This is a genomic window from Paenibacillus sp. FSL H8-0457, from assembly GCF_038051935.1.
Lineage (GTDB): Bacteria > Bacillota > Bacilli > Paenibacillales > Paenibacillaceae > Paenibacillus_AQ > Paenibacillus_AQ lautus_A.
This window is the reverse complement of record NZ_CP150293.1, coordinates 1542298-1569221: the sequence shown is the minus strand read 5'-3', so window position 1 is coordinate 1569221 and position 26924 is coordinate 1542298. Positions and strand designations below refer to the sequence as shown.

The 26924-nt window shown below is 51.5% G+C and carries 24 protein-coding genes; 6 read left to right on the top strand and 18 right to left on the bottom strand.

The features are described 5' to 3' along the window. Nucleotides 1–165: 165 nt before the first annotated feature. From MHI43_RS06675 to MHI43_RS06650, 6 genes are all read right to left on the bottom strand, one after another. Nucleotides 166–3477, bottom strand: coding sequence for an FtsX-like permease family protein (locus MHI43_RS06675; RefSeq protein ID WP_341283242.1), 3312 nt, complete (start codon nt 3475–3477; stop codon nt 166–168). 13 nt (nt 3478–3490) lie between these two features. Beyond that, nucleotides 3491–4192 carry an ABC transporter ATP-binding protein gene (locus MHI43_RS06670; RefSeq protein WP_009591627.1) on the bottom strand — a complete coding sequence of 234 codons (702 nt, stop codon included), beginning with the start codon at nt 4190–4192 and terminating at the stop codon, nt 3491–3493. A gap of 371 nt (nt 4193–4563) precedes the next feature. Continuing rightward, complete coding sequence (locus MHI43_RS06665; RefSeq protein ID WP_235201753.1) at nt 4564–5154, bottom strand: hypothetical protein; 591 nt, start codon at nt 5152–5154, stop codon at nt 4564–4566. A gap of 16 nt (nt 5155–5170) precedes the next feature. Next, nucleotides 5171–6178, bottom strand: a complete 1008-nt coding sequence (locus MHI43_RS06660; protein ID WP_015733846.1) for a C45 family peptidase — start codon at nt 6176–6178, stop codon at nt 5171–5173. A gap of 130 nt (nt 6179–6308) precedes the next feature. After that, nucleotides 6309–6791, bottom strand: a complete 483-nt coding sequence (locus MHI43_RS06655) for an SRPBCC family protein (RefSeq protein ID WP_015733845.1) — start codon at nt 6789–6791, stop codon at nt 6309–6311. Between the two features lie 66 nt (nt 6792–6857). After that, nucleotides 6858–7175 carry a metalloregulator ArsR/SmtB family transcription factor gene (locus tag MHI43_RS06650; protein ID WP_015733844.1) on the bottom strand — a complete coding sequence of 106 codons (318 nt, stop codon included), beginning with the start codon at nt 7173–7175 and terminating at the stop codon, nt 6858–6860. Between the two features lie 159 nt (nt 7176–7334). Between MHI43_RS06650 and MHI43_RS06645 the strand changes: the two genes are divergently transcribed. The 4 genes from MHI43_RS06645 to MHI43_RS06630 all read left to right on the top strand — a co-directional run bounded on the left by MHI43_RS06645 (nt 7335) and on the right by MHI43_RS06630 (nt 14911). Further along, the gene (locus MHI43_RS06645; RefSeq protein ID WP_015733843.1) at nt 7335–8153 is read left to right on the top strand and encodes an AraC family transcriptional regulator; all 819 of its coding nucleotides are present in this window, start codon (nt 7335–7337) and stop codon (nt 8151–8153) included. Nucleotides 8154–8234: 81 nt separating this feature from the next. After that, the gene (locus MHI43_RS06640; RefSeq protein ID WP_015733842.1) at nt 8235–9200 is read left to right on the top strand and encodes a proline dehydrogenase family protein; all 966 of its coding nucleotides are present in this window, start codon (nt 8235–8237) and stop codon (nt 9198–9200) included. A 173-nt stretch (nt 9201–9373) separates the two neighbouring features. Further along, nucleotides 9374–12853 (top strand): copper amine oxidase N-terminal domain-containing protein, encoded by a 3480-nt coding sequence (locus tag MHI43_RS06635; protein ID WP_036662429.1) that lies wholly within the window; start codon nt 9374–9376, stop codon nt 12851–12853. A 345-nt stretch (nt 12854–13198) separates the two neighbouring features. Then, nucleotides 13199–14911, top strand: coding sequence for a cellulase family glycosylhydrolase (locus MHI43_RS06630; RefSeq protein WP_036662428.1), 1713 nt, complete (start codon nt 13199–13201; stop codon nt 14909–14911). 57 nt (nt 14912–14968) lie between these two features. Here MHI43_RS06630 and MHI43_RS06625 read toward each other — a convergent pair whose 3' ends face one another. The 6 genes from MHI43_RS06625 to erm all read right to left on the bottom strand — a co-directional run bounded on the left by MHI43_RS06625 (nt 14969) and on the right by erm (nt 19809). Next, nucleotides 14969–16897, bottom strand: a complete 1929-nt coding sequence (locus MHI43_RS06625) for a PAS domain S-box protein (protein ID WP_015733839.1) — start codon at nt 16895–16897, stop codon at nt 14969–14971. A gap of 149 nt (nt 16898–17046) precedes the next feature. Continuing rightward, the gene (locus MHI43_RS06620) at nt 17047–17214 is read right to left on the bottom strand and encodes a hypothetical protein (RefSeq protein WP_235201751.1); all 168 of its coding nucleotides are present in this window, start codon (nt 17212–17214) and stop codon (nt 17047–17049) included. A gap of 87 nt (nt 17215–17301) precedes the next feature. Continuing rightward, the gene (locus MHI43_RS06615; protein WP_036662426.1) at nt 17302–17979 is read right to left on the bottom strand and encodes a CPBP family intramembrane glutamic endopeptidase; all 678 of its coding nucleotides are present in this window, start codon (nt 17977–17979) and stop codon (nt 17302–17304) included. A gap of 141 nt (nt 17980–18120) precedes the next feature. Continuing rightward, nucleotides 18121–18441 carry a thioredoxin family protein gene (locus tag MHI43_RS06610; protein ID WP_009595391.1) on the bottom strand — a complete coding sequence of 107 codons (321 nt, stop codon included), beginning with the start codon at nt 18439–18441 and terminating at the stop codon, nt 18121–18123. Continuing rightward, entirely contained in the window at nt 18438–18815 is a 378-nt protein-coding gene (locus MHI43_RS06605; RefSeq protein WP_015733837.1) for a MerR family transcriptional regulator, read from the bottom strand. The genes MHI43_RS06610 and MHI43_RS06605 overlap by 4 nt, the downstream gene beginning before the upstream one ends. A 121-nt stretch (nt 18816–18936) precedes the next feature. After that, entirely contained in the window at nt 18937–19809 is an 873-nt protein-coding gene (erm, locus tag MHI43_RS06600) for a 23S ribosomal RNA methyltransferase Erm (protein ID WP_015733836.1), read from the bottom strand. Nucleotides 19810–20158: 349 nt separating this feature from the next. On the opposite strand from erm, the gene MHI43_RS06595 reads away from it, so the two are divergent. Further along, nucleotides 20159–20587, top strand: coding sequence for a GNAT family N-acetyltransferase (locus MHI43_RS06595; RefSeq protein ID WP_036662423.1), 429 nt, complete (start codon nt 20159–20161; stop codon nt 20585–20587). Nucleotides 20588–20633: 46 nt separating this feature from the next. On the opposite strand, the gene MHI43_RS06590 is transcribed toward MHI43_RS06595, so the two are convergent. From MHI43_RS06590 to rlmD, 4 genes are all read right to left on the bottom strand, one after another. After that, the gene (locus MHI43_RS06590; protein ID WP_036662422.1) at nt 20634–21020 is read right to left on the bottom strand and encodes a DUF1801 domain-containing protein; all 387 of its coding nucleotides are present in this window, start codon (nt 21018–21020) and stop codon (nt 20634–20636) included. A 24-nt stretch (nt 21021–21044) separates the two neighbouring features. Then, a complete protein-coding gene (locus MHI43_RS06585; protein ID WP_051425334.1) occupies nt 21045–21305 on the bottom strand; it encodes a hypothetical protein in 261 nt (86 codons plus the stop codon). Nucleotides 21306–21839: 534 nt separating this feature from the next. After that, nucleotides 21840–22415, bottom strand: coding sequence for a 50S ribosomal protein L25 (locus tag MHI43_RS06580; RefSeq protein WP_036662421.1), 576 nt, complete (start codon nt 22413–22415; stop codon nt 21840–21842). Nucleotides 22416–22691: 276 nt separating this feature from the next. Beyond that, entirely contained in the window at nt 22692–24290 is a 1599-nt protein-coding gene (gene rlmD / locus MHI43_RS06575; protein WP_036662420.1) for a 23S rRNA (uracil(1939)-C(5))-methyltransferase RlmD, read from the bottom strand. Between the two features lie 235 nt (nt 24291–24525). Here rlmD and MHI43_RS06570 point away from each other — a divergent pair, with 235 nt between their 5' ends. Beyond that, nucleotides 24526–25299, top strand: coding sequence for a sporulation protein (locus MHI43_RS06570; RefSeq protein ID WP_036662419.1), 774 nt, complete (start codon nt 24526–24528; stop codon nt 25297–25299). Between the two features lie 89 nt (nt 25300–25388). On the opposite strand, the gene MHI43_RS06565 is transcribed toward MHI43_RS06570, so the two are convergent. Continuing rightward, nucleotides 25389–26063: a GntR family transcriptional regulator gene (locus tag MHI43_RS06565; protein ID WP_015733828.1), complete on the bottom strand. Its 675-nt coding sequence runs from the start codon at nt 26061–26063 to the stop codon at nt 25389–25391. A 59-nt stretch (nt 26064–26122) separates the two neighbouring features. Continuing rightward, nucleotides 26123–26923: a Nif3-like dinuclear metal center hexameric protein gene (locus MHI43_RS06560; RefSeq protein WP_036662418.1), complete on the bottom strand. Its 801-nt coding sequence runs from the start codon at nt 26921–26923 to the stop codon at nt 26123–26125. Between the last annotated feature and the right edge of the window lies 1 nt (nt 26924).

Here is a 26924-nt window from a genome sequence, read left to right as displayed (position 1 = left end):
CCTAGATCTTGCCGGCGGATGAAAATTATCGCGGGAAATCGCATTCCATTAACACTTCACGCATGGCGCGCAACATTTAAAACCAGGATAAACAGGCATCGAAAAAGAGAGCCCGTTCACAAGGTTCGTCTCCCGCGAATATGGCTCTCTTGCCGAAATATATGTCTATTCCACGGACTTCAGCGCTTCGATCATGTCGATCCGTTTCAGCTTGTAATGCATGGAAGCCATGACGATGGCCGAGAACAGCAGCGTCAGCAGCGCCGCGTAGCCGTAACTGATTTCATGGATGGTGGGACTGAACATCATCGCATCCACTTCTGCGGTCAGGAGCACGAACCGATGCAGGAATATGCCTGCCAGATTGCCCGCTATGATCCCGAGCACGGTCAGGATCATGTTTTCCCGATAAATGTACATGGTTACTTCCTTGTCATAGAAGCCAAGCACCTTGATCGTAGACAGCTCGCGTATCCGTTCGGATACGTTGATATTCGTCAGATTGTACAGCACGACAAATGCGAGGGCCGCAGCGGACACAATCAGGACGACCACCACGACGTTCATGCTGTCCATCGTATCGCTGAAGGCGTCGCTCACGCCGCTCGTGAAACTCACCATGGCGACCCGTTCGCTTGCGGTTAACGATTCCCCGAGCCGATCCTCCCACTCCGGATCGTTACGGTCATAAGTCAGCAGCTGGCTGTTCGCTTCGGGCGCTGCGTCAAAAATGTCTTCGTAGTACTTCGGCGTCATGTACACGTAGTGCAAGGCATAGTTCTCCGTGATCCCCGCCACGCGTATTTCAAAGGGTTCATTATCGCTGTTCTGAACCGTGAATGTGCTGCCAATGCCGAGATCGAACAGCTTGGCCAGCTTCTCGGTAATGATCGCGCCGTCATCCGTAAGCGACAGCGTCTGCCCCTGCTCGCGGGGCTTCAACACGATAAACGATTCGATCTTCTCCGGCGATTGCGGCACGAACAAATTCACATCCTGGCCGTTCACGCCGGGGGCCGCCGCGGTCATCGCCTCCTGGGTCACGTTCAGGATTCCCGTAATCTCCGGAACTCCCGCTAGGCGCTTGTTATAATCCTCCAGCCCGCCGCTCTCGCCGTTATCTTCTTGGAATACCACGGTCGCCTGGTGCTGCATGATTTTGCCGTATTGCATCGGCGCGATATCCCCGATGGAGTCCTTAAGACCGAAACCGGTCAGAATGAGGGCCGTGCACCCGGCCACGCCGCAGACCGTCATGAACATCCGCTGCTTATAGCGGAAGAGATTTCGCGCGGTTACTTTTCCAATAAAGCCGAGCCGGTTCCACACCCAAGGCACTCGCTCCAGCCATATGCGGGATCCGTTCTTGGGCGCCCTGGGACGCATCAAGACCGAGGCGTTGCTTCGAAGCTCCACCCGCACGGCCACATAAGCCGTCATGGTGGTGCAGAGTACAGCCACGACAACCGAGACGACGCTATAGCTGAGATAGAAGCTGGTTCTTACATCGGGCAGATTATATAAAGCGCCGTAAGCATCATAGATGATGGCGGGAAACAGGGTAAAGCCGACGGCCAGTCCGGCAGCCGATGCGGCAACGCTCGCCAGCGTCGAATAGACCAGAAACTTTTTCATCACGTCCCGGTTGCTGTAACCGAGGGCTTTCAGGGTTCCGATCTGCAGCCGCTGCTCCTCAACCATCCGGGTCATCGTCGTCAGGCTGACGAGGGCCGCAATCAGGAAAAAGAATACCGGGAACGCGGTGGCAATGGAAGATAAGCGGTCCGCGTTATCGCTGTACTCCGTATATCCCGGGTTGACGCTGCGGTCCATGACATAGACCTTGGGAAGCTCAAGCTGATCCAGCTCCTTCCGACCCTCAGCCACTTCCTTCTCGCCGTCGGCGATCTCCCGCATAGCCTTTGCTTTTTCCTCTTGGAATTTCTCCTGACCTTCCCGGTAGTCCGCCTGTCCTTGAGCAAGTTCCGCTTTCGCATTCGCGAGCTTGGCTTCCCCCTCCCGTCTGGCGGCTGCAAGCTCTTCCGTTCCTTGCTTGAACGTTGCCTCTCCCTGCGCGAGCTGACGCTCGGCTTCCCGAAGCTTAGCCTGCCCGTCCTTTAGCTCTGCTTCGCTTGCATCCAGCTTCTGCTGAGCCTGATCCAGCTGCAGCGAAGCCTCGTCCAGGCCACGCTGGAACGCGGAAGCCGCCTGTCGCAAAGCAGCGCCGTCCAATGCGCCGTCCATGAAGCCGGCGGCGGCGACCGCTAGTTTCGGATCGGCTGACTGAGCTGCCGAGAGCAGCTCTTGCCTCTGCTCGTCCGGGATGACCTCCGGGTCCAAGCCGGAGATTTGCTGCAGCGCCTTGGCCAATTGCTGTCCTTGTGCCAGCTTTGGCGCAAGCTCCGTCTTTTGTTGGTCCAATTGGCTCTGACCCGTCTTGAGCTGATTCCGGCCCTGTTCCAGCTTCTGCCGATTGCGTTTCAGTTCCGCTCTGCCTTGCGAAAGTTCTTGTTCCGCCGCATCCAGTTTAGCCTGCCCCTGAGCCAGCTCGGCCTGAAGCTTGTTCACCCCATCGCGGTACGCTTGCTCGCCTTCATTCAGCTTGAGCCTGGCATTCGTTAACTCCTGCTCCGCATCGGCAAGTTGCCTCTTGGCATCCTCGATTTTGTCCGTCGCCTCGTCCAGCTTCTTCTGCCCTTCTGCACGGATTTCCGCCAGCCGCTCCTGCGGCATGGCCTCCAGCGCCAGTTCAACCGCTTCTTTGTGTCGGCTGATTTTCTCGTCATACTCGGCTGTATAAGGAGCAGGTTCCGCCGTGTCTTGAAAGGTCATATAGACTTCCGTATAAACAGGCAGTTTAAAATCCTTCTCCGGAATAACGGCAAATACATCCGCCGTCCCTTTGCCGATGCCGCTCGTTCCCCGGCTCATGCTGCTTATGAACAGCGGGCTTTTCGCTCTTCCAACGACTGTATACGTCAGGTGATCAAACGTTTCCCCCAAATCCACTTCCTGATCCGGATTGGTAAAGGTGACCTGATCCCCCAGTTTAAATTCGTTTCCTCTCTCTCCTGCATCGATGACGATTTCGCCTGCTGCCTCTGGCATTCGCCCCTCTGTAAGCACATATTGATTCAGATTATTTCCTGGGTCATAGGAGAGCACCTTCGCGATCCGCCCGCTGTCGCCGAGAAATACGTCCGCGCCGTAGCCCGGTTGAACCGCATCCACGCCGACAACCCGTTTCAGCTTTTCAATATCGCTTGGTTCGAGACCCAAGGTCGATTGAACCTTAAGGTCCATCAGTTTTAAATCCATATAGTAGTGATCCGCCGTATCCAGCATATCCGGCCCGGTGGCCTTGATCCCCGCGAAAAAGCCGACGCCGAGCATAATAATCGCAAAAATGGACAGAAACCGTGCCTTTGTACGCGATATTTCCCGGAAAATATCAGTCCATAACGCTTTCTTCTTCATCATCTATGTCTCCCTACCACTCAATGCTGTCTACGGAAACGGGATTCGGATTTACCACCGTCTTCCGAACCTTGGCATTGTTGATCTCGATGATGCGATCGGCCATCGGTGCCAGGGCAGAATTATGCGTAATGACGATAACGGTCGTTCCCGTGTGGCGGCAGGTATCCTGGAGCAGCTTGAGCACCTGCTTCCCGGTATGGTAATCAAGCGCACCCGTGGGTTCATCGCAGAGAAGCAGCTTCGGCTGCTTGGCAAGCGCCCTGGCAATCGCCACCCGCTGCTGTTCGCCGCCGGACAGCTGTGCCGGAAAATTGTTCAGGCGCTGCTCCAGGCCGACATCCCGCAGCACTTGTTCGGCATCCAGAGCTCGGGGCGAAATCTGCGAGGCTAATTCCACGTTTTCTTTTGTCGTCAGATTGGGAACCAGGTTGTAAAATTGGAACACAAATCCGACGTCATTGCGCCGATATCCCGTCAGCTCCTTGCTGTTAAACTTGGCTATGTCCGTTCCATCCACCAGCACTTGTCCCTCATCGGCGGTGTCCATGCCGCCCAATATGTTCAGCACCGTGGATTTTCCTGCGCCGCTGGGACCGACGATAATCGCGAACTCGCCCTTTTCGATCTCCAGGTTGATTCCGTCGTTGGCTACAATGGTGGTCTCGCCCATCCGATAGCGCTTATATCCATCCTTAATGCTCACAAAAGCCATGTCACTCCACTCCCAACTCATCGTTGCCGTTTCGGCCTGGAACGTTATGTAGAATCTTAGGTAACCCAAGCGGTCTATAGGCGCTTCAGTTGCAGGATGGTCAATGTCTATACGGATACGTATTGCGGCGTCTGCCTAAACCTGTGCAGCCGGCTATTGTATTTGTGCGTTCTTCGTTGTTAGATTCACTTGTTTCGCTTGTCCTGATCCGTGAATCCATCCTTAAAACCAGTGTAGCATAAACAAATCCGCCAAAGAAAACGCTGAACCGCCCCAGACGGCTAAGTCACAGAATGTTCCAGATTCGGCATGCACGAACGGCACAAAAAAAACGCTCCTTCACCCGGAAGAAGCGCTGCACCATAAACATCCTATGATTTCCAGAAGATCGCCCGGTCCTCCGCACGAAGCTTCGTTACGAAACCGGAAGGGTCCTGTGCCGTGTACCCGATCGAATCCACGATCCATCTGCCCCCTGCGTGCTTGTATTGAATCGTGGCCAAGCCGGTATCCCGAAGACGATGCTCGCTGGTTCCCGTCTCATGGGTCGCGTCGGTCATGAGCTTAAAATAGGGATCGATCCGTTTGACTTCTTGAGCAAGGGCTTCCCCTGGAACCAAAACTTCAAACTCGCTCCACTCCGGGAGTCGGCTAAGCCGCCATTGATCCGTGAGATGTCCGCCTCGGGGATAAAAGAACGAAACCAGCTTGCTGCCATCCGCCATTTCGTGAATTTCATACGTATAGTCCCGTTCTTTTCTTACGATATCCGGTTTGCCGTATTGGCTTTCTACTGTATATGAATCCGGGGCATACGACATTAGCAATCGATATAAAAAAGGAATGTTGATCTCGTTCTGAAGCGTCATATCCTCATCGGCTTTTCCGGCACAAAGCAACAGGAGGACTAACATCGCCGCGATTGCACCCAAGCGCAATCCTGCTGCCCGAGCTTTAAACACCCTGTCCGTCCTCATATCAATCGATATGTCCCGTCAACGCCGCTTCGGGGATATCTTGTCCCCGGATCCACTCCCTGAACGAAAAATCAAGCACGCCGCCCTGAGCAAGCGAGGTCATGACCCTTCCATTTTCGAAGGCGTACGAAAAGGTATGCAGCGTTCCGAACAAATCGTCGTAATCCGTAAAAAACAACGGGGACTTTGGATCCTTAAACAAACCGAAAGCCTCGGTTTGGGTTAACCGTTCCGCATCCAGGCTGTCGAGGTAACGTTTACGCCGCAGGGAATGCTCGATGGCAGGCCTGTTTTTGCCCGTCAACGCCTCATAATGGTTAACGCAGGCGATTGCCGCCTCCCCGCCCATACGGGGAATCACTTGGTCCGGGCTTGCCTCGACAACGGCCATGTTGCCCCGTGCATCTCCTATTGAAAAGTTATAACAAGCCGCATGGGGAATATGGCGCAGCATATAAGACGCTTCTTCTGCCGTGCCGCACGATTCCAGTATCATCCGAACGCCGACCCAAGGCGACAGTCCCGTCCGGTATCCGTCAAAGCTGACAAAATGCAGCCCGGCGGCAAGCCCTTGCTCATTCACCCCGTCATGCCTGCCTATGGCCTGCAAATTATAGCCCGCGGTTGCCAGGCCTTGATCGGCTTGAGCCACAGTAAAATAACCATCGTAAAACGCAGGCGTAAAATCGTAATTTCTTACGTAATACGAAGCCGTGATCATCGCCGAGCAGCCCATGGCCGCGATTTTCGGGACGTCGTATCCGCCCAGAAGCGCCGCGGTTTTGGGAAAGGACATTTCCAAACCTTCCGACAGTCCTTCAAGCTCCGTTAGCAGCTGCGGGGCAAACTCATTATAGATGCTCTTCAGCTGTTCCGTGTCGATCTCCGGTTTGGTGGCCGCTTCGAAAGCTTTCAATATGGGCTGATTTCGCAGGCTGCGGCCCAGCTTAAGCCCGTTATAATAGTTATCTTCTCTAAGCTGCAAGATGTTTACCTTGTAATCCGGCATTTTGATCCCTCCACCCAGACGGTAGTCCATATGGGAATATATCCCTCATCCGATTATAGATGGAATTCAATCTCCTTCCAATAAAAAAAGCTCCAACCCCGCATGTTTGCATGCTGGGAAGGAGCAAAATTTATGCTCGGGGCAATTGTTCAAATACGTGAACGTATTGCTCGTATTTTTCGGACCAGGCGTCTTTGCGCGATTCAAGCGTCCTGCCATCCAGCAGTGCCTCAATGACGTCCAGGCATACGTCCCAACCGGCAATATCCTTCGGCGTATGATCCGTGATGTTCGTTATCGTCTCGATCAACACCAGACGGCAGCCTTCGGCCTCGGGATGCAGCTCAAAACGCACCCGGTCCTCTCCCCACGTATACTCCAGTACCGATAACTCCCGATAGTCCGTAATCTCAAACTCTTCGAACGTTCCGTCCTGCATGTCAAAGGTAATTCTTCCGCCTTGGCGCAAATCCTCCACCTTCAGCTCCGAAAACCACTGCTTCAGCTTGTCATTATCCGTCAGATAGGACCACACCTTCTCAACCGAATGCTTCAGGCGGCGTTCAAATCGGACGGTCGTTCCGAACTCGTCTTGCCGTACAACAGCCAGCATCACTCATCCTCCTCATGGAATGTTTGATTCAAAAATGGTTCATCCAATCTGGCGGCCTTAGGATGATTACGGAGCTTCATCCTCATCCAGCAGCCTCTCCAGATCATCCAGCTTGTTCGTCCAGAACTGCCGATAGGGCTCCAGCCAGTCGTGGATCTCCTCCAGAGGCTTGGCATTCAGGCTGTACACATGCCTCTGTGCTTCTTTCCGCAGCGAGACAAGGCCTGCATCCCGCAAAATGCGCAGATGTTTGGACACGCCGGGTTGGCTGAGCTGCATGAGATCTACAATCTCCCCCACCGTACACTCTTTCACGCGCAGGTAGTCCAATATCGTCCTGCGGTTCGGCTCTGCCAATACTTCAAAAAGGTTATCGTTCAACATGTTTATTATATTACTATACAGTTATATTTCCGTAAAGTTATATAATAGGCTCACGCCGTCTTTGAACAAACATAACGACTTCTTTATAATGTAGCTATTGATGTCCGGTTTTAACACGGTAATACGGGAATGCCCCAGTCAAAAAGAGGAGTGACGAAAATGCCCGATATTATATTTTTGCGCGACCCTGATCTGCCGTTTTTGGAAATCAAACAATGCGATGCTTGGGATCATCTGGCCTACAAAAAGCATTTTCACGAAGAAATCTCCATTGGTCTCATTGAGCAAGGGGCTACCCGCATATGGTCTGCCGGGAAACGGTATGAGGCTGCTCAGGGACATATTGTGCATTTTCCGCCGCTGCTCCCTCATGCTTGCCACCCCGAGAATCCCGCCGACTGGAAATATACGATGATTTTTATCCATCCCCGGTGGCTCGACCCTGCGCCTGCCCGCTATCATCCCTCCCAATCCGATATGCCCATCCTGCTGCCGAAATATCAAAACGATCGCTGCCGAAATCTGGTTCATTCCTGCAGAACAGGGCTTCAGCAAAAAGCCACTCCATTGGAGATTGAATCCATGCTGATGGCATTAATGCGGGAAACGGGCCTGCTTCAGGAGGAAAGCGCCTCGGTGCCTGGCGGCAATGTGCCTGAATCCCCGGCTATGCTGCGAGCGAAGAAGTATTTGGATCATCATTATAAAGATCGCATTACACTCGATACCCTGCAGGACATATCCGGGATCAGCAAATTCCACCTCATTCGGATGTTTACGGAAACCTATCATCTTGCTCCGCATGCCTACCAAAATTTATTGCGCATCAATTATGCGAAAGAGCAGCTGTTACAGGGGAAGACCATCGCCGACGTTGCTGCCGAGTCCGGGTTTTACGATCAGAGCCATTTCACGAGAGCTTTTGCCGGGTGCGTTGGGACAACGCCTCTTCGGTATGCGAAAGCAGCGTCATCTTAAACTAACCGCAATTTTATACAATACCGCCTCGCGCAGACGCTGATAGAATTATGAAGATCCCAATGTTGCGAGGTGTTTAACTTGAACGATTCTTTATCTGAACGGGATTTTGCCGACGCTCTGAAGTCAGTTGCCCGTAACCTGCAGCTCAAACAATACGTCCGGCAATCGGCCGAATGGTATCCGATCCTGCTGCGTGCAGCCGAGCGTTTTGTCGCGGGAGACGTGCTGGAGCGAGGTTTGTTCTGCCGGGATGCACTGGATGCCCGAGGTTATCGGACTTCGCTGGAATATATCGGGGAGAACACCCTGACCGAAGCCGAATGTACACAGGCTTTCCTGGAGTTCTCCCGTTTAATCGAAGCCTGCTCGAATGGCCGGCCGGGCACCCGTATTTCGCTCGACCTGTCCCATATCGGATTATCGGTAGACGGGGATTTGGCTTATCGGCATCTTGAAGGGCTTGCCTGCCAAGCGGAGGAAGCCGGTTTGGAGCTGGTCATCAGCATGGAGGAGTCTGCCAAAACGGATGCCATCCTTGCGCTGCATCGCAAAATATCGGCCCGGTTCGCGAATGTCGGCATCACGCTGCAAGCCCAGCTACCCCGAAGCCTGGAAGATCTCGAACAAATTCTTACCTACGGTTCCGGCACGATCCGCATCGTAAAAGGCGCCTATCAGGAACAAGAGGGGCACTATATTCCTCGTTCCGAGACGCTTACCTCTAGGCATATTCAATTGGTGGATTTATGTGTTCAGGCAGGCAGGCCGGTATCGGTCGCCACTCATGATGAACGTATCCTGCGGCATATGACCCGCAACGAAGTGTATCGCGGCGCAGCCGTCGAAATTGAAATGCTGTATGGCATACGAACGGACTTTGCCAAGCAACTGAAAGACGACGGCTTCCCCGTCCGAATCTACCTGACATACGGCGAGGAGTGGTTCCTGTACTTGTGCCACCGAATCGCCGAGTACCCGCCGAATATCTATGACGCGGTGACCCGGTCGATCGCAGGCGGCACCGAACCCATTACCCAATATTGATCAACAATAACGAGGGAAGAAACAGCAAATATTTGCTGTTTCTTCCCTTATTTATGATCTGGTACTAAAAAATATTTTCGGAATGCCGATGTAATAGTTGAAACTTTATTATGAACGAATGCGTCATATTGTAGAGGAAAATAATAACAAAGCGAATTCAGGAGGTTGAGCGTGTGAAAAGAATATGGACTGCCTTGCTAGCAGCTATACTGTTAATTCCCATGACATTCCAATCGCAGGCCCAGGCGGCAGTGAACATCAGCGTCTTGATTGATGGCGTCAAGCTGTATACGCCTCAAGCACCTGTCATGATCCAGGGGCGCGTCATGCTTCCGATGCGATCCATCTTCGAAGCCTTGGACGCATCGGTCAAATGGAATCAAAAGACGAAAACCGTCACGGCGGTCAAGGATGGCACAACCGTCATCCTAAAAATCAACTCCAAGACGGCCACCATCAATAACAAGACGGTAGCGCTGGATGTACCGGCGAAGAACTTAAAAGGCAACACCATGGTGCCGGTCCGCTTCGTAAGCGAAGCCCTTGGCCAAAAAATCGGCTGGAATTCCAAAACGAAAACCGTTACCGTCACCACGACGAACAATTCCGGCGGCGGTGGAAATACTACTGGCATCGTGCCGGTGAATTATGTGACTCTTCGGGACATCGGCAATGCCGGAGACGGCCGCGATCTGCAGGTCAGCTTCTCCAAATCGTCGACTGAATCTTTAATCTCGCATTACCGCGTCATGATTGTGAAGCAGTCCAAGACATTGAACCAAACCGAGGCACAGCGAGTATCCTCCGCTGCTTACGCCACGGTATATCCGTCCGGCTCGGATCCGACGCTGACCCTTACATCCGGCTCAAAGGATGTGGACGGTGACCTTATCCGCGATAATCAAGCTTATAAAGCTTATGTATTGGCAGTCAGCAAAACTGGCGGCACGTATGCCCTTTCCTCGGCTTCCCCGTCGTTGACGCTGACTAACACCAATTCGGTGAACGGAGCAACCAACGTAAAAGCGAGCGATGTGAGCGACTACGGCGATGGCCGTGATCTTCAGGTCAGCTTTACGCGTGCCCAAAACGAGAGCAATGTAAGCAACTACCGCGTGTATGTCGTAAAAACGAAGGATGCAGCTAACTTCAATCTGGCGGCAGCCAAGTCTGTATCCAGCCAAAATTACTCAACGGTAAGCAAAACTAGCACGACGAACACAACGCTGACCACGACGCTGAGCTCTTCCGCCCGCGATACTTCAGGCGAGCTCATTCGCAGCGGAGTCGCTTACACCGTATTCGTTCAGTCTGTCAGCAGCAACGAGAGCGTGCTTGCAAGCAACCTCTCCTCCGGTTCGGCCAGCATCACCCTCAGCACGGGGAATACAACGGTTCCTTTCATCACGCAGGTAACGGATATCGGCGATGCCGGTGATGGCCGCGATCTGCGCGTAAGCTTCAACAAGGTATCCAACGAATCCAGCATTCATTCTTATCGCGTGTTTGTCGTAAAGGACAGCAGTTATAGCAGCTTCAACCTAAGCAGAGCCAACACGGCTTCCAGCTACAACTACTATACCCATGTCAACAAAACCGGCAATAACATCACGAACCTGACGCTGTCATCGGGCGCCAGAGACGTGGATGGAGCAACGATTCGCAACGGCGTGTACTATCGCGTATTCGTCATGGCGGTGGACAACAATAACGCCAATAACAACGTACTGTCCGCTCCATCGAGCTCCATCATTTTGAGTTCCAGCTACAATGTGGGCGCGGTTACCAGCCTGTCCGTCACCGACGTGAACAACTACAATGACGGTCGCGACATGCAGGTGTCATTCTATCGCCCGTCCGATCAATCGAATATTAGCCATTACCAGGTCTTCGTTGTCAAATCATCGAATAGTTATTTTGATCTTTACAGGGCAAACAATTTAAGCAGCTATTATTATACGCAAATCAGCAAGAACAACAGCAGCAGCAACTACATGTCGCAAGTGCTGAATTCAGGCAGCCGCGATATTGACGGAGAACTGATTCGCAACGGGGTCAGCTATCGCGTTTATGTCCTGTCCGTAGGATATTCGACCAGTAACAATGCATTATCTGACTATGCTTCCATTACGCTTGGGAACGCCAATCAGAACGTTAACCCTGTTTCCACGCCGTCCCTGACGCTAAACGGCAATAACGGAAACGGAAGCGACCTGAGAGTCACCTTCAGTCCTGCTTATGGCGAAAGCTACATCGACCATTACCGGGTGATCGTCGTAAAGTCAAACAAAAGCCTGAACGTGTCGCAAGCTTACAGCAACGGGTATTACACGTTGGTTAACAAAACCGGCGGTACCATCACTCGGGATTTGGCTAACACGACCAAGGATAGCGATGGAGACCTCATTCAAAGAGGTCAAAGCTACCGCGTGTATGTCTTGTCTGTAGGCAACAGCTATTCGAATTACAGCAACGCGCTTTCGTCGGTCTCTAGTGCGGTTACGATTCAAGGCGTGACCCAGGTAGCGGCAGTAACGAACGTTACGGCAGCGGATGTGGGAGACAATAATAACGCAAGCGACTTGAAAGTATCATTCACCAAAGCCCCAAATGAAGCCAACATCAAAGAATACCGAATCATGGTCGTAAAGCAAGCCAATGCTGGCAGCTTTACTGTAGCTCAAGCTAACAATGTAGGTAATGACAACTATGATAGTGTAACGGTCGGTACCGATTTCAGTAAAGCTCTGAGACCTGAAACAAGAGACGTCGAAGGTCAGCCGATTCGCAATTCGGTGGATTATCAAGTATTCGTACTGTCCGTAAGCAATAATGGCTCCATAAGCAATGCCCTGTCGGCACCATCGGCGCCTATCAAGCTTACGGGTACGGCCGTCACGGTTCCTTCGGATGTGTATGCCGGGATTGTAAGCACCAACGGGAACAGCAGTGATATTATGGTTAAATTCAATCCTTCTTCCGGTACTGTGGGAGAATACCGAATTCTGATCGTACCATCGAGCAAAAGTTTCGGATTGGATGATGCGAACAAAATCACCAACGGACAATTATATACGACGGTTGCTCCATCTACCGTCAGAATTGAACAGAAGCTTTCTGCAGGATTATCGGATGTAACCGGCGCAGCTGTCGTGGCTGGAGTCAAGTACAGAGTTTATATTCTTGCCGTTGCTGATGGCACCGTGTCAACTAAGAACAGCATCTCTGACATGTCCAAAGAATTCGAAATCCCGAACCCGCTCCAAACAACGGGTGTCACAGCCAAGCTGGATGCAAACGGGAAGCTTCAAGTCGATTTCAAGAGGGCGATCGATGAGCGAGGCATTACGGCTTACCGCCTGTTGTTTGTAGAGGAAGACAACATCAAGACCTTCAATCTTAAAGCAGCAACGGACGCCGCTGCCAAAGAAGATAAGAATGCAACAATAAAACCGGATGGCAAAGATGTCTCGACCCTCATCGATATCCCTGCTAAGGATGCCCTGGGTAAAGACATTAAAGACAATGCGAAGTACGCCGTTTATGTCCTGTCCGTGCAATCCCAGGATAAGAAACTTGCTTCGAGCGCACAATCCGCAACGCCTCTATCCGAAGCGTCCAAAACGCTTGTTGTATTAAAGAAAACGCCTTAATCCAAGGTGCATCAAAATAAGCTTTAACATGAGAGCCGTTCCCTCATCACTAAGACGATGAGGTACGGCTCTTTTTTTATCCGCTTCTTCCATCAAGCCCCCATTTTCAGAACTCCTTGCATCTCATAACTAATTTCCACATGATTTTAAGATGAATTATCCGGGTACTTCCCCATGGAAAAATATGATAATTTATTATTAGAAAGCGCTTTCAAAAATATCATTTGGAGGTGAATCCTAACCTTAATAGCCAATGTTGCAGCTAGGTCCTCAACAACGGATAACGGTTATTGAATGAATCTAGTGAAAATACCGCTTCACAACTTCAAAACAAAGGAGATGCTAATGATAAACCTCAATAAGAAATCCATCTGTTCCTTGGCTCTCATCGTTTCTCTGGTCATCTCATTGTTCCCTTCATACGCATCCGCAGCGAAACACGAACATCCAAAGCATCCAAAGAAAAATCTCCAAGCCTACGTCAATGATATGCAGCCCGGCTGGAACCTGGGTAATTCGCTGGATGCCGTGGGAGCTGACGAGACGGCATGGGGAAATCCGCGCATCACCAAAGCGCTGATCGACCAAATTGCGGCACAGGGATATAAGAGCATCCGCATTCCGGTAACCTGGAGCCATCACATCGGCAGCGCACCGAGTTATGCCATCGACGCCTCTTACATGGACCGGGTCGAGGAGGTTGTCGATTGGGCGCTGGACGCCGATCTGTACGTCATGATCAACGTCCATCACGATTCGTGGCTGTGGATCAGCCATATGGAGAACAACCGCAACGAGGTCGTTGCCAAGTACAACGCCGTATGGACTCAAGTTGCCCAGCGCTTCCGCACCCATTCGAACAAGCTGATGTTTGAAAGCGTCAACGAACCCCGCTTCTCGGATGGCGGGACCACCGACGAGTCCAAAGCCTTTCAGATGCTGGATGAGCTTCAAACGTCGTTCCATCGGATCGTCCGCGGATCTGGAGCACGCAATGCAACCCGGCCGCTTGTGCTCTCTACCCTTGAGGCATCCCCGACTCAAGCTAGAATGAACGAGCTGTACAACACCATGACCAAGCTGAATGATGCCAATCTCATCGCCACCGTCCATTATTATGGATTTTGGCCGTTCAGCGTGAACATCGCGGGGTATACCCGTTTTGAGACGGATACCCGAAACGATATCGATCAGACGTTCAACCATGTATATGACACCTTTATCGCTAGAGGGATTCCCGTTATCCTTGGCGAATACGGGCTGCTTGGCTTCGATCAAAGCACAGGGGTCATTGAGCAGGGCGAGAAACTGAAGTTCTTCGAATATCTGACCCATTATCTCAAACAGAAGAACATTACCCATATGTTATGGGACAATGGCCAGCACTTTAAGCGAACCGCCTTCACCTGGTCCGATCCGGAGCTGTACAATATCATGAAGGCTGGTTGGAGCGGACGTTCTTCCACGGCTGATACCGATCTGATTTTTGTGAAAAAAGGAGCGGCTGTCCAGGATCACAGCATCCCATTGAACTTGAACGGCAACGCATTGGCCGAAATCCGCTCAAACGGACAGCGGTTAGTCGCCGGGCAGGATTATACCCTAAACGGAAATGAGATTACGTTTACATCCAGCCTGCTGTCCAGGCTGACTTCATCCGGACAATTCGGAGTGAATGCCGTACTGACGGCCAAGTTCAACCGAGGCGCGGACTGGAACTTCAGGGTTGTTTATCATGATACGCCTGTGCTGCGCAGCACGCAGGGAACCACTGATTCGTTCAGCATTCCCGCGACGTTTAACGGGGATCAGCTGGCCACGATGGAGGCTGTTTACGCATCGGGAGGCAATGCAGGGCCGCAGGACTGGACCTCCTTCAAGGAATTTGAATACACGTTTTCCCCATCCTACGCAAGCCATGAAATCAAGCTTAAACCTGTCTTTTTTAACGAGGTCAGAGACGGAGAAGTCATCCTCAAGTTTCATTTCTGGAGCGGCGAGGTCATTATCTACAACCTAACGAAGAACGGCAGCGGCGTGACCGGCAGCACCTCTTAGGTTATGCTGCATGGGAATAACAAAAGCTCAAGTGAAATCACTTGAGCTTTTGTCTATTTAGGCTTGCGCAATATTTCGTTCAGCCAGAAACCTATCGATAATGGCCGAGATGACATTCAAGCTGACAGGCTTGCTGACATACTCATCCATGCCCATTCCTAAATATTTCTCGCGATCCCCCTTGATCGCATGGGCCGTCACGGCCACGATATAAGGTTGATGATCGGGCGGGGCCGATTCCTTAATGAGCTGGACCGCTTCCATGCCATCCATGAAGGGCATCTGTATATCCATGAACACCATGTCATACGGATATCGCTTAAAGGCCTCTACCGCCTCAAGCCCATTGAGAACGGTAGTCGAATTGTACCCCAGCTTCTCAATCATCTTCTTGAGGACTAATTGGTTCACCTCATTATCCTCAGCAATCAAAATTTTCAGATCGCTGCCGTCGGAGTGATTCTCGTGAACCGTCCCGGCCTCCGGCATGTTGCCCGCGTTTGCATTAAACGAAAAATCGACCGTAAACGTAAAGACGGACCCCTGCTGATTCGGATTTCGCTCATACCAGATATCCCCGCCCATCAACTGAACGAGTTTTTTGCATATGGCCAGCCCGAGTCCCGTTCCTTCCACCTGCCGTGTCATATAATGATCCACCTGATAGAAGGGTTCGAACAGCTGCGCAATCTTCTCGCTTGGCACCCCTATGCCCGTATCCGTAACGGAGAATTGTATGAGCTTCGAGTTAGCTTGGTCCCTGACACACTGAACCGAGATCGAAACGGCACCGTTCGGCGTAAATTTAATGGCATTGCTGAGCAGGTTCATTAATACCTGCCGCAGCTTCGTCACATCCCCATAGACTTGATTCGGCACGTCGGACGCTACAGAGGTGGTCACCTCAATATTTTTGTCCAGCGCCTTCGGAAGAATCATATTCAATGTCTCGGACAGGGCCGTTCTTAAGCTGAATGTTTCCTCCACCAGCTCCGTTCTGCCCGATTCGATCTTCGAGAAATCCAAAATATCATTTATGATGTTCAGCAGGGTTGTCCCGCTCTTCTTGATGATCTGCACGTACTCCCGCTGCTCCTCATCCAGCTCGGTTTCCAGTATCAAATCCGTCATTCCGATTACGCCGTTCATCGGCGTACGGATCTCATGGCTCATCATCGCCAGAAACTCGCTTTTGGCTTTATTCGTCTTCTCGGCTGCTTCCTTCTCGATGATAAGCCTTTTCTGCTCCGTCATATCCTTGGCTATAATGTAGAAGCCCACATTTTTGCCATGAATGACAATGGGAGCAAGCGTCGCGAGCACTTCAACCTGATGCCCGTCCTTGTGATGGATGCAGTTAATCCCCTTCTCGGCGGCAACATAATCGGCCGCAGAAGAGAGCACTCGGGCGAGATTGCGTTCGCCGATCAAATTCGAGATTTTAGTTCCGATTAACTCCGGAATCTTAAAACCCGTCAGCTGCTCCGCCATCTGGTTCCCGTTAATAATCCTGCCTTCCAGATTGAAAGAAATAATCGCATCATGGTTATACTTCTTCAGCGAGGTGTATCGCTCAATGCTCTCCTGGAGCTTCTGCTCGGCTACCTTGCTGTCGGTAATATCAACAATTTGCGAAATGAAGAATAAGGGAGTTTGATCCTGATCGTCGCGAACCAGAGAAACATGTATCGACGCCCAGATGACATTGCCGTCCTTATGTACGAGTTGTTTCTCCACCGCAATGGTTGAGGACGCCTCATCCAGGGACCGTAAAAGCTTGTCTTTATTGTTAATGCATTCAGAATAAATATAATCGGTTGCCGGCTGTGCCATCAATTCTTCGTCCGTGTAGCCAAACATTTTGCACGCCGCAGGATTTACGCTGATCCAGCTTCCTTCTATCGTAACCAGGGCAATGCCAATTGGAGCACTTTTGTAGACATGTTCAAACAGAGCTTGATGGCCGAAAATGTTGATATCACTCATACTCTGCACCTCCTGATACCGCTTATTATACATCAGCGTCTTCAAAATAGGAGTTTTTTCAGAGTAATTTTATATTGCTAATCATTAGTAGAGTCATCGGTATACCATATGATAGATTTAATCCCTTGTTAGCTGAACTATGTTCCGCATTACCAAGCGATTCGTTGCCGTTCACGAAAAAAACTCCCGCTGGGTCCATCAACTTCCATCGTCGCCAGCCATACCGCCGTATCGGCCCCTTCGGCAACGGTTAACGGAGCGTCTGCTCCTCCCATATCGGTCTGAACCCGGCCCGGGCGCAGCAGCTCCTTTTTCATCGGTTTATCCGCATTTTAAAGCATCACATCATGTGAGGGTCAATCCGTCATTTTACAAGGCTATCCCGGGAGCCCGACGCCCTACACTCAAATCATCCCGAACAGCATCAAACCGATCGCATTGATCGCAAAATTGGCAAACATATGCACCATCCAGGACGCGTAAATATTGCCGTTTCGCTCATTCAGCCAGTTAAACAACAGTCCCGCCACAACCAGTCCCGCGATTAACAAGAGGAACAGTCCTACCGAGAACCAGCTGGACATCATCGCAACATGATACACGGCAAAAGCCCCGGCACTGAATACATATGCAAACCTCCGCCCGACCTGCTCCTTCAGCGTGAAAAAAGCAAATCCGCGGAAAAAGAACTCTTCCAGCAATGAATTCACGATGGATATGTAAAGGGCGACCAATACGAAATTGCCTGCATTGACACCCATATTATCCTCCAGTGCCCCTGTCACCTGGGTAAAGTCGAATAAAGGCCCCAGCCCAAAATAGGCGCCGAGTATGAAGGCGAATACGCCGAGTCCCAGCAGCAAGGACATCAGGAGACCCCTTCTCTCGAATGCGAACAGCCTGCGAAACGGAACCCCGCCGGACATGATGGCGTAGCCAATCGGCAGTGTCAGAAAGAGGATGATTTTGATGGCGGATTTGACGGCGTAATCCGGACGGATCACCGCGTCGACCAAGCTCATGGCTAGACAGCTAAATACGATGATGACCATAAGAGAAACGATTTTCCTTCTTGATCTCATTGAAAGTATCTCCTTTAAACAGGTTACATCCCTTCATCTTCTATATATTAGAGTTCGATACGCCGGGCGTAATGCCCTCTACTCCAAAAGAAAACGCCCCTGACATCACCATATCAGAGGCGTTTTCGCTATTCATTCATTTTATGATACATAACGGCCCAGCGCCGCTTGGTATACACTCTTCGGCCGGAGCCCTATCAGTTTATCTGCCGGTTCTCCGTTATGAAACACAATCACCGTCGGCATGGACATGATGCCGAATTGGGCGGCAAGCTCGGGGGATTCGTCACAATCCACCTGATAGATGTCCAGGCGACCCGCCTCCTCCCGGCTCAGCTCTTCCAGAATGGGAAGCAGCACTTTGCAGGGCGGACACCATGCGGCTCCGAATTCAACAAGCGTGACCCCGTTCTGGTTGATCGAGCTTTGAAAGCTCCCTGCGTCTAATCGTGGTAAACTCATTTGCATTCCTCCGCTTCCTCCGATTCCCGTTCATCCAGAATCGATTGCATGCGTTCCTCCAGATTCATCTTGATATGATTCAGCTGGTGAATCTGCGCTTCGATCTCTGCGATTTTTTGACGAAAAATCGGGAACACCTCCGCACAAAACGCCTCTTTGTTTTTCAGGACGCAATGCAGGAAACCGGCGATCTGCTCGGTGGTCAATCCAAGGTTTAGATATAACTGGATGGTACGCACCTGCTCTTCCGCAAGCATTGAATATTCCCGATAACCGTTCTCGTTTCGGACCGGCGTCAGCAATCCTTGCTGCTCGTAGTACCGTAGCGAACGAATGCTGACGCCGGTACGGGCCGCGAGTTCTCCGATTTTCATGCTTTCACACCTCCTGGACGAACGATTCGATTTCATTGTAAACCCTGACACTAGTGTCAGGGTCAAGAGGATTTCGCCATTTTTTTTCAAAAAGCGAAGATTCGAAGTGTTGGCTAACGCTTCAAAGTCGCTTTCTTTTCTTGGACTTGCTACCGGCGCCCTTGCGAAGCTTCGGCCAGCGATTCGCCGGCACATGCTGGAGCATCGTATGAAAAACGGTCCCCCACTGTTCTTCGTTCAGCCGACCGATGGGGAGCTCTCGGTCCACTCTAAGCACTTTAACGAGCTTCGCCATCTGGGGAGGCGTAAACACGCCCGATAGAGCCGCAAATAACGGCAGCCGGGCATCCCGCAGCCCATAGGCGGCCAGCGCCGTAAACTTGGGCTGATGCGATGCGGCAATGAGCGGCTTCTTCCTCCGATGAATGGTCAGAATGGCTGAATCCACTTGGGGAGGCGGCGCAAAATGACGGGGCGAAACGGTCCGCACGAGCCGAATGTCGTACTGCATCCTCCAGCTGAGAATTCGCGGATCTTGAATGGGAACGGCCGTAAAACGTTTGGCTGCCCCCATCTCCACAAGCAGTACGGCCCGCTGCAGAGGGAGGCCGGGGCACTCCAAAAGCTTCCCCATGATCGGCGTAGTGATGGAATACGGAATATTGGCCACGACGGCAAATGGATTTCTCGGCAGCGGGATTTCCAGAAAATCCGACTGCTTGACGCGAATGTTGCTGCTATCCTTCATCTTGCCCAGCAGTTTATCCACAAATGCCGGATCCGTCTCGATCGCAAGCACGTGTCCTGCTTTCTCTGCAAGAGGAAGGGTTAACGCCCCTGTACCCGCGCCGATATCAAGAACAGTATCGGTGGAGCGAATCCGGGCCAAGTCGATCATATCATGAATCAGCCTTTTGCTGATTAACAGATGCTGCGCGGAAAAGTTGGACGGTTTCTTCAGCTTTTCACGATGGTTTTTATGATATTTGGACACAAAAAAGCACCTCATTCATTCGTATAGTAATGAAAAAGGCACAGCACAAATAATCCTTCGCATTTTTACATGAAAATGGATGGATGTAGATGTTCTGTACCCTCATTAACGAATACGTATGAATGCGATGCAGCACATGTCAGAACAATCCTCCTTAGATGAAACGGATAAAATAACACTGACAGTATAACATAGCTCCCCCGCTGGCTCACGGGTACTTTCTGTTAAAAGGATTTTTTACCGCCGGTACATGCAATACATATGGTATGTTGAGGAGGAGAGCTAGCATAACCCGTATTCGAATCCTGCAAACACCTCGCATCCGGCATACCAGAAGGAGTATAACGATATGAATATCTATTTCACGAATGAATCAAACGAAACCGATAGCGTGGACAAACATTACGTAAGAAACCAAATGATTGCGTATAATCTGAAGCATTTCCCTGACGATTTAAAAGGCCGTTACCAGGAAATCAACTTGTTGTTAAGGAAGGAGGACGGTCAGATTTTGGGCGGAGTCGTTGGGGAAATATGCTGGAACTGGCTGGAGATCCACTATTTGTTCGTGGATGAACCCTTCCGTCAATCGGGGTACGGCGCCAAACTGTTAAACAAGGCCGAAAACATCGCGAAGGAGAAGCAATGCGAGTTCGTTAAATTGGATACGCTGAGCTTTCAAGCCTTGGATTTTTACCTCAAGCAGGGTTACGAAGTGTATGGCAAAATCGAGAACGCCGGGCGGCATACGCACTACTATATGAAGAAAAATCTATAAGATAAAAGAAGGCAGCAAGGCTGCCTTCCCCTCCCGAGCACTTCGCCTACCTCTTCTTTTTCGCTTTACTTTCTGCCTTCTCCAGGTTTTGCTGAACCCGATATTGGACGATTCGGCGTATCAGGTCATAAGGCAGCGGCTGATCGATCGGAAATTGCAAGGTTCCCTTGGACGTATGATATTCCTTCAGCTCATCCTGGAAAGCCTCGATCCCGCTGGGCGCGGGGTAAAAGCCGATATGTTTCTTGAATGCCGCAAAATGCACGAGGTTCCCGTGGAGGTCGAAGGTTGGCATCTGGTAGCTGATTTTTTCCTTGGCATGCGGGGCTGTTTCCTGTATCACACGCCTTAATTTCTGCAGAATTTCCTGGACCTCCGGTGCACAGCTCGAAATGTATTCGTCGATCGACCCGTATACGATTTTGTCATTCATCAGATATAACAGCCCTTTCGCAGGTTAATACGTTTCATAACCGAGATCCCCGTTCATTTCAAGCTTGTCGTTAAACAGGACGTATATGTATAGTTGTCCGGCAGGCGTATCGCCTGCATCATACCCTAGCCGAAACGTGCCGTCCTTGTCGAAGGCAAGCTCGGATAGAACCAACTCGTTCACGTCTTCGTCGGGATGCATCCCGGCAATCAGATCCAGCGCTCGATCATTCAGCTCCCCAAAATTCGCCCAGGCATTCCGGATGACCGGGGACAGCTGGTTCATATCCGCTTTGGCAGAGGCCTCCGTGCTGACGGAGAGCTCCGTCTCCTTCCATTATTCTTGCTGAGATCTAGCTCCGTCAGGCTATTGGACGAGCAATCCAGCTCTTCCAGCGACGTGAAATGTTCGATCCCCTTTAGGCTTGAGTATCCATGATTTGAAAGCTGCAGTGATATAATATGTTCTACATCGCCCGCCTGAATCCGTTCACGGTTCCCGCAATAGGTTTCGAGCACATAAGCTTTGAATCGTTCATCTATGAAATCCTGGGTTATATCCATCGTGTCCTCCTTAGGGCAAGCTCCTGATCAATTCGCGCTTAACCGGGATTCCGATGTCCGACTTCCCGCAATTCCATTATAGGGTTCCGCCTTGAAAAAGGTCAGGGGTCTTTCTACCTACTTCCCAGGGGAATTATGGAAGAAATTGACGGGTAAAGAGCTTTCCTCTGCCAGCGCGGATTCCGATCAAGGGCTTTAACGAAAAAAAACGGCAATTGCTTCCCGATATTCGGGAAGCAATTGCCGGCAGCAGAAGCTACATAGCCTCCGGTTGTTCCGACTGGACTTTCGGCGTTACCACCGATACAAGCAGCTCGTTGGCCGAAGAAATCGGCACGACACCATCGGGCAGCTTGAGATCCCCGACATGCAGCGAATTCCCGATCTCTAGTCTGCTGATTTCAACGGGAATCGTGGCAGGAATTTGGTCCGGGAAGGACTCGATCTCAATGAACGTGCTTTGGATTTGGACGACTCCTCCCGATTTGGCTCCTTTTGCGGTGCCGATGTAATCGAGATTCACTCTCGTCCGCACAACTTCATTTATATTGATACGTAAAAAGTCGACATGAATGTATTCACGAGTTACCGGATCACGCTGAACGGACTCCAGCAAAACCGGAATCGGCTCCCGATCTTCAAAATGAAGCTCAAGGATCCCTCCTTTGCCGTTCCGTGCCCATTTGCCGAACTCTTTGGCGGACAGTTGAATCATCATATTGTTTTCCCCTGTGCCAAATACAACCGCTGGAATTCGTCCCGAAAGACGAAGCTGCTTCAGTCCGGTTTTGTTCATCGCAGCGCGCGCTTCTGCTCGTAAATTTACTCTCATCTCAACAACACTCCTCAGATTATCGTTATTTGGGTGCACTCTCCATCGATCGTCCGTTATGAACTACGGATTTCTCCCCCCGTAGCGGGGAAATCAGGAGCACCATTGCATCACCTCCAGATAGACATTTAATGTAAAAACCTTTTATATATGCGAGAAGGCACCTCGTTCCATGGGAACGAAATGCCTAATTACTTGCTACCATATCATAGAAAGGGGGCGTTGTCGACCAAAGCGAAAATGGAAACTCGCTTACATGAAGCCATCATATGGCTTCTATGATTTCAGCTTCATCAATAGGACTGCCTCCACATGGCTGGTTTGCGGGAACATATCGACCGGCTGCGCCCATTCAAGCTCGTAGCCGCCGTCCAGAAGCACCTTGCAATCTTTGGCCAAGGTCGAAGGGTTGCAGGATACGTATACAAACCGCTTCGGCTTGGTGCGGAGCACCGTTTCCAGGAAGCGCGGGTCCAGGCCGGTGCGCGGCGGGTCGGCAATGATGACGTCCGGCTTCATGCCCTCCTTGACCCAGCGCGGCAGCAGCTCTTCGGCTTGGCCGACGTGGAAGCTGGCGTTAGCCCTTCCGTTCCGCTGCGCATTCGCCTTGGCGTCCTCGACGGCTTCAGGGATCGTCTCGATCCCGCGCACCTCCTTGGCATACGGCGCAAGCCACAGACCGATCGTGCCGGTGCCGCAGTAGGCGTCGATGACGGTTTCCTTCCCGGTCAGCCCCGCTGCCGCCCGGACCGACTCGTACAGCTTGACGGTCTGCTGCGGATTCAGCTGGAAGAACGCTCTCGGCGACAGCGAGAATTGCAGGTCGCTCAGCGATTCCTGCATGCTCTCGGCGCCCCATAGCGAGATTGTCCGGTCTCCGAAGATGAGCGAGGTTTTCTTCGGATTGATATTGAGCGAAATTCCGCTTACCTCCGGAATGGTAAGGCGCAGCATACGAACGAGATCGTCCTGCCTTGGCAGCTTGCTTCCAGCCGTGATCAGCGTCACCTGCACTTCCCCGGATTGGAAGCCGTGACGGACTACGATCGTCCGTACGCCATCCTTGGCACCATTCTCCTTATAAAGCGGTATCCGCAATTCCTCGAGTACGGATTTGACCTTCTCCACCGCTTCATTGACCTTCGGATGCTGAATCGGGCAGCCGCTGATATCCACAATCGTATGGCTGTCCGCTTCATAGAGCCCTGCGATCACTTCATGGCCCTTCCGTTTCAGCTGCAGCTGGGCTTTGTTCCGGTAGTCCCATGGATGCTCCATCCCGAGAATCGGCTTAAACTTGACATCGTCCAATCCCGCGTAGCGGCTGAACGCTTCGCGCACGATATCCGTCTTCGCCTGCAGCTGTCCCTCATAGGAAATATGCTGAATTTGGCATCCGCCGCAGATGCCGAATACCGGGCAAGGGGGCTCTATCCGGTGAGGCGAACGCTTCTCCACTTCCAGCAGCTGCGCCTTGATAAATCTAGGTTGAACCTCCCTCACCTCGGCTTTGACCACCTCATTCGTGATCGCTCCATCGATAAACACCGCCTTGCGGCGGTAGTAACCCACTCCCTCGCCGTTAATGCCGAGGCGTTTGATCGTAACGACAATCACGTCCCCGGCCTGCAGCTCATCCGCATGCTCGCGTCCGGATGACGGCTTCGGTCCGCGTACCCCTTGCTTATATTGATCCGCTCGTCTCCCCTTCGCATGCGGGGATGCCGACGACGAATTGCTGTTCTTCATACGGTCACGTTGAAAAGTCGGCTTTACCCCTGCTTTGTTCGCCGCAGTCCGCTCACCCGGCTTCTTCCCGTATGCCGCTGATTTGCTGTTGTTGGTTCCTTGTCCGGAACGCCGTTGTTCACTCATGCCTTGATTGCTCCATCCTTAATGGTATCGTGTCCAATATACCATGCCGGACCCGCGAATGCGAACGAGCCATGTACTTTTTCCCGGTGTCATACGGGGATTCTTTCGCTTCATTGGCGCCAACATCTTGACTCCGCAAAAAACCCAAAAAAAATATTTTTTCGATATGGAAACCAGAGACGATCCTCCAGCGTATAATTCCATTATCATACATTCTCTTATGGAGGTATCTTTTATGTCGTTTTTTAACAAAATGCTAGCCAGTGTAGGAATTGGAGCCGCCCAGATCGATGCGCACCTCGAAAAATCCTCCTATTATCCGGGTGAAGAAGTACGCGGAATCATTCACATTAAGGGAGGCAACGTAGAGCAGACGGTCGACCGCATCTATTTGAAACTGATGACGGAATATACCAGGGAAAGCGACGACAAGAAATACATAGAATCCTATACCATTGCAAAAGTCAACGTCTCAAGCCGCCTCACGTTGAAGCCTGGAGATCAGCAGGAAATTCCATTCGCCTTTCCTCTGCCGCTGGAAACGCCGCTCACCATTTCGCGCCAGCCGGTATGGATCCACACCGGACTCGATATCGATAATGCCATCGATCCGAAGGACCGCGATTTCATCGACGTCGAACCGAACGAGGACGCATCCATTGTGTTCGATGCCGTCGAAGCGCTTGGCTTCAGCTTCAAAATAGCAACATGCGAATATCATCCGCGGCTCGGCCAGGGTGTTCCATTCGTGCAGGAAATTGAATTTTATCCCGGCTCCTCCTATGCCGGTCATATCAAAGAGCTTGAATTGATTCTCTATCCGGAGCAGGAGGGGATTTCAATCCTAGTCGAAGTCGACCGGAGAGGCAGAGGCGTTTCAGGCTGGCTCCAGCGTTCGCTCGATATGGATGAACAGCACTCCTGGGTAACCCTCGACAAGCAGGATCTGGCCCAGGGGCCATCCCACGTGGCCCAAATTCTGGACCGTGTCATCCGCAGATCGATTTAATGAAAAATGGCCCGCAAGGCAGGTCGCTAGATTCCAAGGCGACTCTCCTGCGGGCCATTATTTTTGAATGATGAATGTATATCGATCCCTTAGATGAAATAATGCGGATACTTCTCTCGCAAAATATCCTGCTCCACAACGACGAGGCGCAGATGACGCTCCATCACGTTCATGGCTTGCTCCGCTTGCCGATTGACGATCAGCTGATACATTTCTTTATGCTGCGAGATGATATTCTCCCAGTTGGAGTCCTTGGACAGGCGAAGCAGCCGCAGACGGTTAAAATGAATGTTCAATTGCTGCAGCATCTTCCAGGTCCGTTCTTTGCCCGTCCCCTCAAACAGAATTTGGTGGAACTCCTCGTCCAGCTCAAACAGCTTATAGAAGTTATGGTTGCCCGCGCACACGTCCTGCAGCGCAATATTGGTTTCCAGGCGGAAACGGAACTCTTCGGGAAAAGAACCGCAGGCGAGCGCCACGATTTCCTTCTCGATCTTCTCCCTGATAAATCGGCCTTCCTCAACATGCCGAAGATTAATACGGGATACGATCGTCCCGCTTTGCGGAATGATGTCCAACAGCTCTTCCTCCGCAAGCTTCATGAACGCTTCCCGGACCGGTGTCCGGCTGACGTTCAATTCATCCGCAATTTCTTTTTCCGAGATTTTCGTACCCGGCTCCAGCTCCAGATGAAATATCCGATCCTTCAATAGCTGATAAGAATACTCTCTGGTAGAGCCTTTAATCTTTTGCTCTGTTGACATATATCGCTACCTCTTTCTTAAATGCTCTATGTTCTCTTTGCTTAAAGTTACCCTTCCCTCTATATTACCCGAATCAAAGGCCCGGACGGTATATAATGTATAGGAATCCCCGGAAAAAACTCCCGCAGCCTATCGGCCACGCAGGCCATGCCGGGCTCCTCGCTGGCAGCATGGCCAAGCAGAAGCAGGGACGGGCCCCTGCCCTGCGCCGCCGCATCGCCCATGTATTCAGGCGTCTCCCATTCCGGACCTTCCCCTGCGATGAGAAGATCCAGCGACTCCTTCAGGCAGAGGGGAATGGCTTGCGCGCCGCCGCCGCGATAGCCCACGGTTATGCCGATTCTGGAGCATATGCTGCTTCGATTACCGACATAACGAAGGTAAGGAAGATTCAGCTTTCTTTTTACATGCTCCGCAATATCCGGCAGGCTCATCTCTTCCGGCAGCGTGACAATGGCCGCTGCCTTAAGATGCTTATCGACATAAACTTCCCAATCCAGCGCCTGAACCAGTCCTTGCGTCATGATATCGGGAACGTATCGGTGAGGCGCATCATGGAACCGGTAAATCGTCAGATCCCCGGACTCCATCAAGCGGAGTTTATCCTGAAAGACAGGACTCGCCTCCACCCCCTCATATCCCTCCTCCTGATGGCTGTAAAACGCCCCTTCATGGGTAATGACAAGGTTGGCCCCAACTTCGACCGCTCTCTGCAGAACCGAATACGATGCCGCAAACGTGACGGCAATGCCGTGGACCACCGCTTCGGCGCTTCCTGCCGTAACCCTGTCCACCTTGGATTCAAGAAATCCTGCGGGCTCTGTTAAGCGGTTGATGATGTCTTGAACGGTGACTCGCAAT